General features: G+C 59.9%; 12 protein-coding genes. 7 read left to right on the top strand and 5 right to left on the bottom strand.

The window, feature by feature from the left end:
* Positions 1-31 precede the first annotated feature (31 nt).
* The 5 genes from HMPREF9696_RS10670 to HMPREF9696_RS10650 form a co-directional block, all read right to left on the bottom strand.
* Positions 32-919 (bottom strand): 2-hydroxy-3-oxopropionate reductase, encoded by an 888-nt coding sequence (locus HMPREF9696_RS10670; protein WP_002713012.1) that lies wholly within the window; start codon positions 917-919, stop codon positions 32-34.
* Positions 920-950: 31 nt separating this feature from the next.
* Entirely contained in the window at positions 951-1,736 is a 786-nt protein-coding gene (gene hyi, locus HMPREF9696_RS10665; RefSeq protein ID WP_002713011.1) for a hydroxypyruvate isomerase, read from the bottom strand.
* A 30-nt stretch (positions 1,737-1,766) separates the two neighbouring features.
* Positions 1,767-3,563 carry a glyoxylate carboligase gene (gcl, locus tag HMPREF9696_RS10660; RefSeq protein WP_002713010.1) on the bottom strand — a complete coding sequence of 599 codons (1,797 nt, stop codon included), beginning with the start codon at positions 3,561-3,563 and terminating at the stop codon, positions 1,767-1,769.
* A 175-nt stretch (positions 3,564-3,738) separates the two neighbouring features.
* A complete protein-coding gene (locus tag HMPREF9696_RS10655; protein ID WP_002713009.1) occupies positions 3,739-4,590 on the bottom strand; it encodes an IclR family transcriptional regulator in 852 nt (283 codons plus the stop codon).
* An 82-nt stretch (positions 4,591-4,672) separates the two neighbouring features.
* Positions 4,673-6,841 (bottom strand): acetate--CoA ligase family protein, encoded by a 2,169-nt coding sequence (locus HMPREF9696_RS10650; RefSeq protein WP_002713008.1) that lies wholly within the window; start codon positions 6,839-6,841, stop codon positions 4,673-4,675.
* Positions 6,842-7,133: 292 nt separating this feature from the next.
* Here HMPREF9696_RS10650 and HMPREF9696_RS10645 point away from each other — a divergent pair, with 292 nt between their 5' ends.
* From HMPREF9696_RS10645 to HMPREF9696_RS10620, 7 genes are all read left to right on the top strand, one after another.
* A complete protein-coding gene (locus HMPREF9696_RS10645; RefSeq protein WP_002713007.1) occupies positions 7,134-7,859 on the top strand; it encodes a GntR family transcriptional regulator in 726 nt (241 codons plus the stop codon).
* Positions 7,860-7,892: 33 nt separating this feature from the next.
* Positions 7,893-9,629, top strand: a complete 1,737-nt coding sequence (gene oxc, locus HMPREF9696_RS10640; protein ID WP_002713006.1) for an oxalyl-CoA decarboxylase — start codon at positions 7,893-7,895, stop codon at positions 9,627-9,629.
* 86 nt (positions 9,630-9,715) lie between these two features.
* Complete coding sequence (frc, locus tag HMPREF9696_RS10635) at positions 9,716-10,996, top strand: formyl-CoA transferase (RefSeq protein ID WP_002713005.1); 1,281 nt, start codon at positions 9,716-9,718, stop codon at positions 10,994-10,996.
* A 255-nt stretch (positions 10,997-11,251) separates the two neighbouring features.
* Positions 11,252-11,389, top strand: a complete 138-nt coding sequence (locus tag HMPREF9696_RS21815) for a hypothetical protein (protein WP_002713004.1) — start codon at positions 11,252-11,254, stop codon at positions 11,387-11,389.
* Between the two features lie 516 nt (positions 11,390-11,905).
* Entirely contained in the window at positions 11,906-12,919 is a 1,014-nt protein-coding gene (locus HMPREF9696_RS10630; protein WP_002713003.1) for a Bug family tripartite tricarboxylate transporter substrate binding protein, read from the top strand.
* A gap of 64 nt (positions 12,920-12,983) precedes the next feature.
* Positions 12,984-13,487 (top strand): tripartite tricarboxylate transporter TctB family protein, encoded by a 504-nt coding sequence (locus HMPREF9696_RS10625; RefSeq protein WP_002713002.1) that lies wholly within the window; start codon positions 12,984-12,986, stop codon positions 13,485-13,487.
* A 29-nt stretch (positions 13,488-13,516) separates the two neighbouring features.
* On the top strand, positions 13,517-15,028 hold the full coding sequence (locus HMPREF9696_RS10620) for a tripartite tricarboxylate transporter permease (protein WP_002713001.1): 1,512 nt from the start codon (positions 13,517-13,519) through the stop codon (positions 15,026-15,028).
* The last annotated feature ends 80 nt before the right edge of the window (positions 15,029-15,108 follow it).

The raw sequence follows: 15,108 nt of genomic DNA, 5'->3' as shown, positions 1-15,108 counted from the left end.
CCGTCCATCAAATCCAGTGCCGCCAGGGACATCAGTCCTTGGCGACCGCGTGATTGGCCATCGTTTCCAGCGCCTTGACCATCGCGGAATGATCCCAGGCCTTGCCGCCATGGGCCACGCAGGCATTGAAAAGCTGCTGCGCCGTGGATGTGTTCGGCAGCGACAGGCCGAGTGCGCGTGCGCCTTCGAGCGCCAGATTGAGATCTTTCTGATGCAGTTCGATACGAAAGCCCGGATTGAACGTCCGCTTGATCATGCGCTCGCCGTGCAATTCCAGAATACGCGAGGTGGCAAGACCGCCCATCAGGGCCTGACGGACCAGTGTCGGATCGGCGCCGGCCTTGGAGGCGAACAGCAGGCCTTCTGCGACCGCCTCGATGGTCAATGCGACGATGATCTGATTGGCGACCTTGGTGGTCTGTCCGTCACCGTTGCCGCCGATCAGGGTGACGTTCTTGCCCATCTTGTCGAACAGCGGCTTGACCGCATCGAACGCACTTTGCGGGCCACCCACCATGATGGTCAGCGAGGCAGCTTTCGCACCGACTTCTCCGCCGGAAACCGGAGCATCGAGATAGTCCGCGCCCTTGGCGTTGACCTTCCTTGCGAATTCCTTGGTTGCGATCGGCGAGATCGAACTCATGTCGACAACGATCTTGCCTTTCGACAAGCCTTCGGCAACGCCGCCCGCACTAAACAGCACGGATTCAACGTCCGGTGTATCCGGCACCATGATGATGACGACGCCGGCTTTCTCCGCGATCTCCTTGCCAGACTTGCAAGCGGTTGCACCCGCGGCAACAAGGTCTTTCGCGGCAGCGGACTTTTCCAGCACGAACAGGCGATGCCCGGCGGCCAGAAGATGGCCCGCCATGGGCCGTCCCATGATGCCCAATCCGATGAAACCGATATCGGTCATTCTGATCTCCCAATCTCTCTATTCTTCTTGATTATGCATCGACCGTATGCGGCTCGTACCACCCCAGGCCTTCGAGGGTGGTGGTCTTCGGCTTGTACTCGCAGCCGATCCATCCACGATAGCCGATCTCGTCAAGAGTGCGAAACAGGAATGGATAGTTGATTTCGCCGGTGCCGGGTTCGTTCCGGCCGGGATTGTCCGCTAACTGAATATGCGCGATGCGGTCGAGGTGCTTTGTCACGGTCGGGGCAAGGTCACCCTCCATGATCTGCATGTGATAGATATCGTACTGGACGAACAGGTTTTCCGAGCCGACCTCCGAGATGATCTGGATCGCCTGTTCGGTTCCATTGAGGAAGAAACCGGGGATATCGCGCGTGTTGATCGGCTCGATCAGCAGCCTGATGTTGTGCTTTGCAAGGGCATCGGCGGCGTAACGCAGATTCTCTACGAACACCGCACGCAGTTTAGCGGGATCTGCTCCTGCTGGGGCAATACCTGCGAGGCAGTTCACCTGTCGGCAATCGAGTGCCTTGGCATATTCAACCGCACGCGCAACGCCGTCACGGAATTCCGCGACGCGATCCGGAAGGATCGCGATGCCGCGTTCGCCGGCACTCCAGTTTCCGGCGGGCAGATTGTGCAGCACCTGTGTCAGGCCGTACTGCTGCAAACGCTCGGCGAGCACGCCTTTCTCAAAATCATAGGGAAACAGATACTCAACTCCGCCGAATCCCGCTTCCTTGGCCGCCGCGAAGCGGTCAAGGAAGGGACTTTCGTTGAACAGCATGGTCAGGTTTGCAGCAAATTTCGGCACGCGACATGTCCTTTGTTTGAGTTGACGGCGTCAGACAGGCAGCAGTTTGCCGCGGGTCTTGTCGGGGCTGACCGCCGCATCGTCGAGCGGCAGATCCAGCACCTCCTCGAACTCGACGATGTTGTCGATCTCGGTCCCCATCGCGATGTTGGTGACGCGCTCGAGAATGAACTCGACCACCACCGGCACGCTGTATTCCTTCATGATCTCGCGCGCGGTGGCGAACGCGGCCTGCGCATCTTCCGGATGCGTGACCCGGATCGCCTTGCAGCCGAGGCCTTCAGCGACAGCGACATGATCGACGCCGTAAACACCAAGCTCCGGCGCGTTGATGTTCTCGAACGAGAGCTGGACATGATAGTCCATGTCGAAGCCACGCTGCGCCTGACGGATCAGGCCCAAGTACGAGTTGTTCACAACGACGTGGATGTACGGCAGCTTGAACTGCGCGCCGACGGCAAGCTCTTCGATCAGGAACTGGAAATCGTAGTCACCGGAAAGAGCGACGATCTCGCGTTGCGGATCTGCGACGCGCGCGCCCAGTGCAGCAGGCAGGGTCCATCCAAGCGGACCGGCCTGTCCGGCGTTGATCCAGTTGCGCGGCTTGTAGACGCCGAGGAATTGGGCGCCGGCGATCTGCGACAGGCCGATTACGCTGACAAAGCATGTATCGCGGCCGAAGGCCTTGCTCATTTCTTCATAGACGCGCTGCGGCTTGATCGGCACGTTGTCGAAATGGCTTTTGCGCAGCATGGTCCGCTTGCGATCCTGACACGCCGCGGGCCATGCCTGACGGTCCTTCAGCCTGCCGGCGTTGCGCCATTCCTTCGCAACCGTCACGAACAGCTCAAGCGCAGCTTTCGCATCCGAGACAATGCCGAGATCGGGGTTGAATACACGGCCGATCTGCGTCGGTTCGATATCGACATGCACGAAGCTGCGGCCCTTGGTGTAGGTCTCGATCGAACCGGTGTGCCGGTTGGCCCAGCGGTTGCCGATGCCGAGAACGAAATCGGATTCCAGCATGGTCGCGTTGCCGTAGCGATGGCTGGTCTGAAGGCCGACCATTCCGGCCATCAGAACATGATCGTCCGGGATCGCGCCCCAGCCCATCAGCGTCGGCACCACGGGAACATTGACGATCTCGGCAAACGCCACGAGAAGGTCGGACGCATCGGCATTGATCACGCCGCCGCCCGCGACGATCAGCGGCCGCTCGGCGGCGTTGAGCATTTCGAGCGCCTTTTCGATCTGCTTGCGCGTGGCTTTCGGTTTGTAGACCGGCAGCGGCTCATAGGTCTCGTCGTCGAATTCGATCTCGGCGAGCTGCACGTCGAGCGGCAGGTCGATCAGCACGGGCCCCGGACGGCCCGACCGCATGATGTGAAATGCCTGGCTGAAAACGCGCGGCACCAGGGCCGGTTCGCGCACTGTGACCGCCCATTTGGTCACGGGCTTCGCAATGGATTCGATATCGACCGCCTGAAAGTCTTCCTTGTAGATGCGCGCGCGAGGGGCCTGTCCGGTGATGCAAAGGATCGGAATCGAGTCGGCGATCGCCGAATACAGGCCGGTGATCATGTCGGTTCCGGCGGGGCCGGATGTTCCGATGCAGACACCGATATTGCCGGCCCTGGCGCGGGTATAGCCCTCGGCCATATGCGACGCGCCTTCGACATGGCGCGCAAGGATGTGATTGATAGAGCCGCGCTTCTTCAGCGCCGAGTACAACGGATTGATCGCAGCGCCGGGAACGCCGAACGCGCAGGAGATGCCTTCCTTCTCGAGAATACGCACCGCCGCATCGATTGCTCGCATCTTCGCCATGTCACACCTCGAATGTTCAGGTTCGAGTGTGATCATCGCGAGGAGAATGGCTTCTCTCAACGGCGTTGAATTTGTTTCCCGCGATGTGAGGCGCGCAAGAGATTCCCTCGCGCGATCAAACAAATACGCAGAAGAAGTTGTGAAATCCGCATTCACGGAAAACAGGAAGGGAAGTTCAGCTTCTCGCTTCGGCGGCCGGCATGGTTCCGCCCAGTGCAACCGTCAGTTCGGCTGCAACATCGCGCACGATGGTGCCGATGATCGGCACGCGCTCATCTGTGACTCGCGAGGTCATCCCCGATACCGAGATCGCTGCAAGCGGCTCGCTGCAATCGTTGTAGACAACGGCCGCAATGCACCGCAGCCCCATGCGGGCTTCCTCATCGTCCAACGCATAGCCGCGCTGGCGGACAATCTCCAGCGCCTTGAACAATTCCCCGGGGCGCACGATGGATTTCTCCGTCAGGCGCGGCATGCCCTGACGATGAATGATCGCGTTGACGTCCTCGTCGGAATAGGTTGCGAGCACAGCCTTGCCGACACCCGATGCGACCATCGCGACCCGTCCACCCACCTTGGTCAGCGAGCGCATGATCTCGCGGCTTTCCATGCGGGTCAGCACAATGATGGTTTCGTCGTCGACCACGGCGAGATTGGCGGTTTCACGGGTCTGGTCGCGCAATTTACGCAGGTAAGGCATCGCATGGGCGACGAAATTCCGGCGCCGCGCGAATGTCGAGCCGACCGAGAAGGCCCGCGCGCCGATATGCCATTTCGATTCGCTGCGGTCGAATTGCACAAAGCGGCGCTTTTCCAGCGTCGTCAGCAGGCGATGAACGGTGGAGGTGGAAAGACCGGCGCGGACGGCAAGATCGGTGAGGCGATAGCCTTCATCGTCTTCCGCTAGGGTCTCGATCAGGGTGAGCGCGCGGTTGACGGACTGGACGCTGCCATCCTTGGCGTCGGCTTCCGCCTCGGTGTGACTGCGCGGTTCTGGGGTTTTTCGCCGGATCATGCTTTTCTTCATTGCTACCTACGGCGGTCGATAGACGTGAAGATCGTGCCGGGGAGGGTGCTGCTCCGCATGGAGCAGCACCCTGGCCTGGATGTTACAGCAAGCCTGCGCCGCGTGCCCACTTGTATTTCGCGCCGAGCACTTCAACCGGAAGCTCGGTGGAGTAGGCATAGGCCGGAATGCCATTCTGGTAAAGATACTCGGCAGCTTCCTCGACCTCGATGTCGCCTGCCAGAGACGCAACCATCGGCTTCACGAAGCCCTTGGCTTCCATCTCCTTCTTCACCTCGACCATGTTCTTGGCGAAGACCATCGGCGGCGTGACGATGGTGTGCCAGTAGCCGAGGATCAGCGAGTGGATGCGATCGTCCGACAGGCCCAGCTTCACCGTGTTGACGTAGGTGATCGGCGGTTCGCCTCCGGTGATGTCCACCGGATTGCCGGCGGCGCCGAACGGCGGGATGAACTTGCGGAACGCCGCGTCGAGATCCGGCGGCATCGCCATCAGCGACATGCCGTTATCGACAACTGCGTCCGACAGAAGCACGCCAGAGCCGCCCGCGCCGGTGATGATGAGGACATTCTCACCCTTCGGCGTCGGCAGCACAGGGATGCCGCGCGCGAATTCGAGAAGCTGCCGCAGCGAGCGGGCGCGGATCACGCCCGACTGCTTCAGCACGTCCTCATAAATCTTGTCGTTACCGGCGAGCGCGCCGGTGTGCGACGATGCGGCCTTAGCGCCGGCAGAGGTGCGGCCGGCTTTGAGCACGACCACCGGTTTTTTCTTGGAGACGCGCTTGGCGGCTTCCGCGAAGGCGCGGCCGTCCTTCAGGTCTTCGCAATGCTGCGCGATGATCGTGGTGTTCGGGTCCTGCTCGAAGAAAGCGAGCAGATCGTCCTCGTCGATGTCCGACTTGTTGCCGAGGCCGACAATCGCCGACACGCCCATCTTTGCCGAGCGCGAGAAGCCGATGATCGCCATGCCGATGCCGCCGGACTGCGACGACAATGCCGCGTGGCCCTTCACATCATAGGCCGTGCAGAAGGTCGCGCAGAGATTGGCCGGCGTGTAGTAGAAGCCGTAGATGTTCGGCCCCATCAGGCGGATGTTGTACTTCTGGCCGACCTTGACAATTTCTTCCTGAAGTTCAGGCGCGCCGGCTTCGGCGAAGCCCGACGGGATCAGAACTGCGCCGGGGATTTTCTTCTCGCCGCACTCGGCCAGCGCTTCGGCGACGAACTTCGCTGGAATTGCGAACACGGCCGTGTCGATGACACCCGGAACATCCTTGACGCTCTTGTAGGCCTTGATCCCCATGATCTCGTCGGCCTTCGGATGGATGGGGTAGATCTGTCCTTTGTATCCGCCGTTGATGAGGTTCTTCATCACTGAATTGCCGATCTTGCCGGCTTCGCTCGATGCGCCGATCACGGCAACCGCCTTCGGCTGCATGATGCGGTTCATCGCGGTGACGATCTCTTCATTGGAGCGCGGCGCGGGGCGCGGCTTGTAGTCGAAATCGACGACAATGCGGACGTCGGCCGCTGTCGCGTCCTTCTTGGTCGCAAAGACGGGGTTGAGATCGAGTTCGATGATTTCAGGGAAGTCGCTGACGAGCTGCGACACGTTGACGATGATGTCCGCGAGCGCTTCTCGGTTCACCGGGTCGCCGCCGCGCACGCCCTGCAGCATTTCATGGGCCTGGATGCCGTCGAGCATCGAGAGCGCATCGGCGGTGGTTGCGGGAGCGAGACGGAAGGTGACGTCCTTGAGCACCTCGACCAGAACGCCGCCGAGTCCGAAGGCGACCAGTTTGCCGAACGAGCCGTCGGTGATCGAGCCGACAATGACTTCGGTGCCGCCCTGCAGCATCTGCTGCACCTGGATGCCTTCGATCTTTGCGTCGGCTTTATACTTCTTCGCGTTTGCCAGAATGGTGTCATAGGCCTTTTCGGCGTCAGCGGCGGTTTTCACGCCGACGATCACGCCGCCGGCTTCTGTCTTGTGGAGAATGTCGGGGGACACGATCTTCATCACGACCGGGAAACCCATGCCACTCGCGATCTTGGCGGCATCCGCTGCGGACTTCGCGACACCTTCTTTGGGGACCGGAATTCCGTATGCATCGCACACCAGCTTGCCCTCGGGCGCGGTCAGGCTGGTGCGTTTGTCGGCTTTGACGGCGTCGAGAATCTTTCGGACCTCGGCCTTCGCCTGCTGTCCGACGTCAATCTTTCGCGCTGCGTCCTGCGAATGAGCCATTACTTCCTCCTGTCACGTCCATTTTTTGGAAACCGGATTGCGCACGAGGTGTCGGACGGATGTTTCCCGGGCGCTTGAACCTTGTTTTGGCGTCGCTCTTCGCACTTTCGAAAGGCGTGAATGCAACAAACCACAATTGGCATTTGGTATGCCAAGAACCAACTTTGTCAAGCCTGTTTGGCGTGCTTTCCCGGCGCTGCCTGCATCGCTTGACACTTTGGCATCTGGTATGCCAAGAACATAGCCAACGCTCCCGTGGTATACAGCCCTCAACCAGTGAGGGAGATGATTCATGGTTACCCAGAAAACGTCAAAGGTGCCGCTGAACGACCAGGATCTCGCGATCGTACGCATCGCGCCGGAGGCCAGTTTCAAGAACAAGGCCTACGACGCGCTGAAGGAGGCCATCCTCAAGATGGACATCTATACGAATCCCGAGCCGGTCATGCTCGACGAGCGCGCGCTGTCGGAACATCTCGGTGTCAGCCGCACGCCGATCCGCGAAGCGATCGCGATGCTGGAACAGGACGGTTTCGTCAAAACGGTTCCACGCCGCGGCATTGTCGTCGTGCGCAAAACCAAGGCCGAGATCGTGGACATGATCCGGGCGTGGGCGGCGCTGGAAAGCATGGCCGCGCGTCTGATCACGACCATCGCGCGCAAGAAGGATATTTCCGCGCTGCGCAACTTCTTCAAGGACTTCAACAAGGACCGTCTGCCGCAGGATCACATCGCGGAATACTCGAGGGCGAATATCGCGTTTCACCAGGCGCTGATTTCGTTGAGCGAGTCTCCGGTCCTTGTCGATATGACCAATGACATCCTGCTCCATGTGCGCGGCTATCGCCAGCTCACCATCGGCCGGACGGACCGTACCGCGGTGTCGCTGCCGGAGCATCTGGCAATCATCGAGGCGCTTGAGGAGCGCGACACAGAACTCGCGGAGAAACGCGCGCGCGACCACACCCTTGGACTGGCGACCTATGTCGAGACCCACGGGCAGGAAATTTTCACGTAGACCAACAACAAGAAGATATCAGGGAGGCCACCGATGCTGACAACGGCAAACAAGGTAGAGACGGCTGCGAGCGAGGAGCGGGAGTTGACGGATGGTTTCCATCTGATCATCGACGCGCTCAAGCTCAATGGCCTCGATACCATTTACGGTGTGCCTGGTATTCCGATCACGGATTTCGGCCGCATGGCGCAGGCCGAAGGCATTCGTGTTCTCTCGTTTCGCCATGAGCAGAACGCCGGTTATGCCGCTTCGATCGCCGGCTTTCTAACCAAGAAGCCCGGTATCTGCCTCACGGTGTCCGCGCCTGGCTTTCTCAACGGTCTGACCGCGCTCGCGCATGCAACGACGAACTGTTTCCCGATGATCCTGATTTCGGGGTCGTCGGAACGTGAGATCGTCGACTTGCAGCAGGGCGATTACGAGGAAATGGATCAGCTCGCGATCGCGAAGCCGCTTTGCAAGGCGGCGTTCCGCGTGCTGCATGCGCAGGACATCGGCATCGGTCTGGCGCGTGCGATCCGCGCGGCCGTGTCGGGCCGCCCGGGCGGCGTCTATCTCGATCTTCCCGCCAAGCTGTTCGGTCAGGTGATGGATGCGGAAGCCGGCCGGAAGTCGCTGGTGAAGGTGATCGACGCGGCTCCCGCGCAGATTCCGGCTCCGGAGGCCGTCAAGCGCGCGCTTGATGTGCTGAAGTCCGCAAAGAAGCCTCTCATTATTCTTGGCAAGGGCGCAGCTTATGCGCAGGCCGACGATGCGATCCGCACGCTGGTGGAGAAAAGCGGCATTCCGTTCCTGCCCATGAGCATGGCCAAGGGCCTGCTGCCGGACACGCATCCGCAATGCGCTGGTGCCGCGCGCTCGACGGTGCTGAAGGATTCTGACGTCGTCATGCTGATCGGCGCCCGGCTGAACTGGCTGCTGTCGCACGGCAAGGGCAAGACCTGGGGCGATGCCCCCAAGAAATTCATCCAGATCGACATTGAGCCGAAGGAAATGGACTCAAACGTCGAGATCGTCGCTCCGGTGGTTGGCGATATCGGCTCGTGCGTCACGGCTCTGGTGCAGGGCATGGGCGGCAACTGGACCGCACCCGCGGCGGACTGGATCAAGACCGTCCAGACCAAGCGCGACGACAACGTCGCGAAGATGGCGCCGCGCCTGATGAACAACAATTCGCCGATGGATTATCACGGCGCGCTTGGTGTTTTGCGCACCATCATCAAGGAACGTCCCGACGCGATCCTCGTGAACGAAGGCGCCAACACGCTCGATCTCGCCCGCGGCATCATCGACATGTACCAGCCGCGCAAGCGCATCGATGTTGGCACCTGGGGTATCATGGGCATCGGTATGGGCTATTCGATCGCCGCCGCCGTCGAGACGGGCAAGCCGGTTCTGGCGGTCGAAGGCGACAGCGCATTCGGTTTTTCGGGCATGGAAGTCGAAACTATCTGCCGCTATAAGCTGCCGATCTGCGTGGTGATCTTCAACAACGACGGCATCTATCGCGGCACGGACGTCAATCCGACGGGCGGTCCCGATGTTGCGCCAACCGTCTTCGTCAAGGGCGCGCGCTACGACAGGATGATGGAAGCATTTGGCGGTGTCGGCTTTAACGCGACGACACCGGATGAATTGAAGCGCGCGGTCAATGCGGCGATGGATTCGGGTAAACCGACGCTCATCAACGCGGTGATTGATCCGGCGGCCGGCAGCGAAAGCGGCCGCATCGGCAATCTCAATCCGCAAAGTGCTTTGAAGAAGAAATAAGGCCACACTGTTGGGCGCTGTTGCCCAATCATTTCAGTCCTCAAACTCGGCGTCAGAAGGCGTCGATTGATACGGAGTAGAAGATAATGACACAGGCGCTGAAGGGCGTTCGCATCCTCGATTTCACCCACGTTCAGTCGGGACCGACCTGCACGCAGTTGCTGGCCTGGTTTGGCGCAGATGTGATCAAGGTGGAGCGTCCCGGCGTCGGTGACATCACCCGCGGTCAGCTCATGGACGTTCCGAATGCGGACAGCCTCTACTTCACGATGCTCAACCACAACAAGCGTTCGATCACGCTGGACACCAAGAACCCCAAGGGCAAGGAAGTCCTGACCGAACTGATGAAGAAGTGCGACGTGCTGGTCGAGAATTTCGGCCCCGGTGTGCTGGATCGCATGGGCTTTCCTTGGGAGACCATTCAGAAGATCAATCCGAAGCTGATCGTTGCGTCGATCAAGGGCTTCGGTCCCGGTCCCTACGAAGACTGCAAGGTCTATGAGAACGTCGCCCAGTGCACCGGCGGTGCTGCGTCGACCACTGGCTTCCGCGACGGTCTGCCGCTGGTGACCGGCGCGCAGATCGGCGACTCCGGCACCGGCCTGCACCTCGCACTCGGCATCGTCACCGCGCTCTATCAGCGCACCATGACCGGCAAGGGTCAGAAGGTCACCGCCGCCATGCAGGACGGCGTGCTGAATCTGTCGCGCGTCAAGCTGCGCGACCAGCAGCGCCTCGCCCATGGCCCGCTCAAGGAATACAGCCAGTTCGGCGAAGGCGTTCCGTTCGGAGATGCCGTTCCCCGCGCCGGCAACGACTCCGGCGGCGGTCAGCCTGGCCGCATCCTCAAGTGCAAGGGGTGGGAGACCGACCCGAACGCCTACATCTACTTCATCACCCAGGCGCCGGTTTGGGAAAAGATCTGCGACGTGATCGGCGAGCCCGGCTGGAAGACCCATCCGGATTACGCCAAGCCGCCGGCCCGCTTGCCGCGCCTGAATGAAATCTTCGCGCGCATCGAGCAGTGGACCATGACCAAGACCAAGTTCGAGGCGATGGAAATCCTCAACAAGGACGACATTCCGTGCGGTCCGATTCTGTCGATGAAGGAACTGGCGGAAGATCAGTCGCTGCGTGCCACTGGCACCATCGTCGAGGTGGATCATCCGTCCCGCGGCAAGTATCTGTCGGTCGGCAATCCGATCAAGCTCTCGGACAGCCCGACCGTCGTGACCCGCTCGCCGCTGCTCGGCGAGCACACCGACGAAATCCTGAAGCAGGTGCTTGGCTTCAACGACAACCAGGTTGCCGAAGCGCACAATTCGGGCGCGTTGTCGCCGCCTCGCAAGGTGGAAGCGGCCGAATAGCCGCGAGTGATCGGTGACGCATTATTCGAGGGCCGGTGTTCAGCACCGGCCCTTATGGTTTTATTTTACCCGCTACCTTTTGATCTGATGTGCAAAAACTGAGACATTTTGTCGCAGTTTCGGCACATATGGCGATGCAGCAGTGCAATTGCTGCCATGCAAAAAGAACCATTGAGTCTGGTATCTGGTATACATAAATTGCCAGTAACGCGGTGCTGCACTGCCGCTGAATTTACCGGATCCAAGAGGCCACCAATGTCCAAAACTGCTTCCATCAGCCTGTCTTCGTCGAACGGTCTGCTCGCGCAGATCATTGCTTTTGTTGATAATTTCCTGATGAAGAGCGCCGCCATCGCAGCGCGCAACGGCGATGCTCCGCGTTTCGGACTCTGATAAATAAGTCACTGGCGCCGCGCGTATAATCGCGCGCTGTATGACACCACGACATCGCAAAAGGCTCCGGTTTCCGGAGCCTTTTGCTTTTGATTTTGAAGTTTCCATACCGCAACGCCAGAGAGCGGCCTCACCAATAATCCTTGTGTCCTGGCATATCGCATACAACGATGTGCTTAAGGCAGCGGCTGTCGCTTTCGCAAACAGAACGGCGCGCCTTGGGGAGGGGATAATGGCAGATGCCGTGTGCGCGGTGTCGTCGCAGCCGGGCCGTCTATTGGCCGGTGGTGCAATAGCCTTTGGCGGCAACTCCCTGACAATGAACGTGGCCCTCCCGTTGTGCGGATTCGAACGCGCAAAGGCTCGGGCTGCGCGTCTCGATCACGCGGTTGAATTTTAGGTTCGGGGAAGCAGGCAAACCGGCGTCACCGGAAGCGAAATCCATAACTGCCAGCAAGGCAGATTTCGAAAATCAAGTCGCCATTGAGCGGCGAAGACAACGAGTGGGAGAAACGCATGATGTGGTCGTCTAATCGAACATTGAGCCTGACGCTGGGTGTTGGGGTTTTCCTCGGGATGGCGCCGGTCGCCGCGTCGGCGGCATGGGAGCCGACCCGGCCGGTGGAAATTGTCGTGCCTGCGGGCACCGGCGGCGGTGCGGACCAGATGGCCCGCACCATTCAGGGCATTATCACCAAACATAGTCTGATGAAGCAGCCGCTGGTGGTGGTGAACAAGGCAGGCGGCGCGGGCGGCGAGGGCTTCCTCGACGTCAAGGGCTCGGCCGGCAATCCCCACAAGCTCGTTATCACGCTGTCCAATCTTTTCACGACACCGTTGGGAACGGGCATCCCATTCAGCCACAAGGATCTGACGCCTGTCGCGATGATGGCGCTCGACGAATTCGTCCTCTGGGTGAACGCTGAAAGCCCCTACAAGTCCGTGAAAGACTATCTCGCGGCGGTGAAAGCGAAGCCCGGCGAGTTCAAGATGGGCGGCACCGGCTCCAAGCAGGAAGACCAGATCATCACGGTCGCCATCGAGAAGGCCGCCAACGCGAAGTTCACCTACATTCCCTATCGTGGCGGCGGTGAAGTCGCGGTTCAGCTTGTCGGCAAGCATATCGACTCCAGTGTCAACAATCCGATCGAGGCGGTCGCGCAATGGCGTGGCGGGGCCGTGCGCCCGCTCTGCGTGTTTGACGGAAAGCCGTTGCCATACAAGGACGCAATCGCCGACGGGAAGTCGTGGAACGATATTCCGACCTGCAAGTCGCAGGGACTCGATGTCGAATACGTGATGCTGCGTGGATTCTTCACCTCGCCGCGCGCGACCAAGGAGCAGGTGGACTACTACATCGACGTATTCAAGAAAGTTCGCGAAACGCCGGAATGGCAGACCCTGATGAAGGACGGTGCCTTCAATCAGACCATGATGGTCGGCCCCGAATACTCGGCATGGGTCGATAACGAACAGAAGCGGCATCAGGCCCTGATGAAGGATGCCGGCTTCCTGGCGGCTCCGCAGTAAACTTCAAGGAATCAATGCTGCCGGCGGACAATTCCGCCGGCAGATCTCCAGCGCGGAAAAGATCATGAGCGAGCATTCTTCTGAAGCCGGCCGCGGTCCGTCACACAAGTGGACGGAGTTCGGTGTCGGAATAGTCTGCATCCTGTTTGGTATCGTTACGATCATCGGAAGCATGAAAGCCGGTGCCGGATGGGGACCGGACGGTCCGAAATCCGGATTCTTCCCCTTCTATGTCGGCATTATCATCGTGCTGGCGAGCTGTGTGAACTGCATCCAGCTTTTGATGGAGCACGATGACGGCCAGCTTTTCGCGGATTGGGGACAGCTTCGTCAGGTTCTCTCGGTGCTCGCACCCACGACGATTTACTGTCTCCTGATTCCGTATCTCGGAATCTACGTCGCTTCCATTCTCCTCATCGCGTTGTTCATGAAGTGGCTCGGGCAATATCCGTGGATGACGACCGCCGCCGTCGCGCTCGGCGTGCCGTTCGCCGTCTATCTGTTCTTTGAAAAATGGTTCCTCATTCCGCTGCCGAAGGGGCCGCTGGAAGAGTTGCTTGGTCTCTAGACAATCCCGCCGCGGCTGAGGACACTTCGATGGAAGAAATCATAAATCTGTTTCACGGCTTCGCGACGGTACTGCAGCCGTTCAACATCCTGGTCATGTTGATCGGGATCGTTCTCGGCGTCGTCATCGGAGTGTTGCCCGGTCTCGGCGGCGCGAACGGCGTGGCGATTTTGCTGCCGCTGACATTTAGCATGCCGCCGACATCCGCGATCATCATGCTCTCGTGCATCTATTGGGGAGCGTTGTTCGGAGGCGCCATTACATCGGTGCTGTTCAATATCCCGGGCGAGCCATGGTCGGTGGCCACGACATTCGACGGTCATCCGATGGCGCAGAAGGGCAAGGCCGGTGAAGCGCTCACTGCTGCGTTCACGTCGTCCTTTGTCGGCGCTCTGTTTGCCGTCATCATGATTACGCTGGTTGCACCTCTCGTCGCGAAGTTTGCGCTTCAGTTCGGACCGGCAGAAAAATTCGCGGTGTTCTTCATCGCATTCTGCAGTTTCATCGGCATGGGCAAGGAGCCGCCTTTCAAGACAATTGTCGCCATGATGATCGGCTTTGCGCTTGCGGCTGTGGGTCTTGACAGCATCACTGGACAGTTGCGCCTGACGTTCGGCTTCCCTGAACTGCTCAGTGGCTTCGACTTCCTGATCGCGGTAATTGGTCTGTTCGGTATCGGTGAGATTCTCCTCACGATGGAAGAAGGACTCAACTTCAGGGGCAAGCCCGCCAAGATCAACGCACGCGTCGTATGGGATACCTGGAAAGAGCTTCCGCGATACTGGGTGACGTCGCTGCGCTCCTGTTTCATCGGTGTCTGGATGGGCATTTCGCCTGCCGGCGCGACGCCTGCATCGTTCATGAGTTATGGCATCGCCAAGCGCATGTCGAAGCAGGGCAATAACTTCGGCAAGGGCGAGATCGAGGGCGTGGTCGCGCCCGAGACCGCCGCGCATGCGGCCGGCACGGCCGCGCTGTTGCCGATGTTGTCGCTGGGCGTTCCCGGCTCGCCGACGGCTGCCGTGCTTCTCGGCGGCTTGCTGATCTGGGGCTTGCAGCCCGGTCCGCTGCTGTTCGTCGAGCAGAAGGAATTCGTCTGGGGCCTCATCGCCAGCATGTATCTCGGCAACTTTGTCGGCTTGCTCGTGGTGCTGACCTGCGTTCCGCTGTTCGCCGCGATCCTGCGCATTCCGTTCAGCATCATCGCACCCGTCATTCTCGTTCTTTGCGCGATCGGCGCCTATACCGTTCACAACAATACGTTCGACGTGTTGATGATGATGGTGTTCGGCGTCGTCGGTTACGTCATGAAGAAATGCAATTATCCGATGGCGCCGCTGGTCCTTGCCATCGTGCTGGGTGACAAAGCGGAGGAAGCATTCCGGCAGGCGTTGCTGGGATCCCAGGGCAGTCTCGGAGTCTTCTTCTCCAACGGCCTGGTTGGATCAATCATGACGCTCGGCCTGATCGCTCTGTTCTGGCCGCTGATCTCGAACGGGTGGGCGCGGCTGTCTTCGCGTACACCGAAGGCGGCAACCTAGTCCGGACAAGCGGCGTCGAGGCTTTATTTATCGGAGCGTCTTCGTCGTCGGTGCCGCGAGACCATCGCTGATTATTGTCC

It is taken from the genome of Afipia clevelandensis ATCC 49720, assembly GCF_000336555.1.
Taxonomy (GTDB): domain Bacteria; phylum Pseudomonadota; class Alphaproteobacteria; order Rhizobiales; family Xanthobacteraceae; genus Afipia; species Afipia clevelandensis.
This window is presented reverse-complemented; position numbering and strand designations above follow the sequence as displayed.

Excerpts from the sequence above, each read along its gene's own strand:
- HMPREF9696_RS10670 (WP_002713012.1), bottom strand. The coding sequence starts at position 919 with ATGACCGATATCGGTTTCATCGGATTGGGCATCATGGGACGGCCCATG.
- gcl (WP_002713010.1), bottom strand. The coding sequence starts at position 3,563 with ATGGCGAAGATGCGAGCAATCGATGCGGCGGTGCGTATTCTCGAGAAG.
- HMPREF9696_RS10655 (WP_002713009.1), bottom strand. The coding sequence starts at position 4,590 with ATGAAGAAAAGCATGATCCGGCGAAAAACCCCAGAACCGCGCAGTCAC.
- HMPREF9696_RS10650 (WP_002713008.1), bottom strand. The coding sequence starts at position 6,841 with ATGGCTCATTCGCAGGACGCAGCGCGAAAGATTGACGTCGGACAGCAG.
- HMPREF9696_RS10645 (WP_002713007.1), top strand. The coding sequence starts at position 7,134 with ATGGTTACCCAGAAAACGTCAAAGGTGCCGCTGAACGACCAGGATCTC.
- oxc (WP_002713006.1), top strand. The coding sequence starts at position 7,893 with ATGCTGACAACGGCAAACAAGGTAGAGACGGCTGCGAGCGAGGAGCGG.
- frc (WP_002713005.1), top strand. The coding sequence starts at position 9,716 with ATGACACAGGCGCTGAAGGGCGTTCGCATCCTCGATTTCACCCACGTT.
- HMPREF9696_RS21815 (WP_002713004.1), top strand. The coding sequence starts at position 11,252 with ATGTCCAAAACTGCTTCCATCAGCCTGTCTTCGTCGAACGGTCTGCTC.
- HMPREF9696_RS10630 (WP_002713003.1), top strand. The coding sequence starts at position 11,906 with ATGATGTGGTCGTCTAATCGAACATTGAGCCTGACGCTGGGTGTTGGG.
- HMPREF9696_RS10625 (WP_002713002.1), top strand. The coding sequence starts at position 12,984 with ATGAGCGAGCATTCTTCTGAAGCCGGCCGCGGTCCGTCACACAAGTGG.
- HMPREF9696_RS10620 (WP_002713001.1), top strand. The coding sequence starts at position 13,517 with ATGGAAGAAATCATAAATCTGTTTCACGGCTTCGCGACGGTACTGCAG.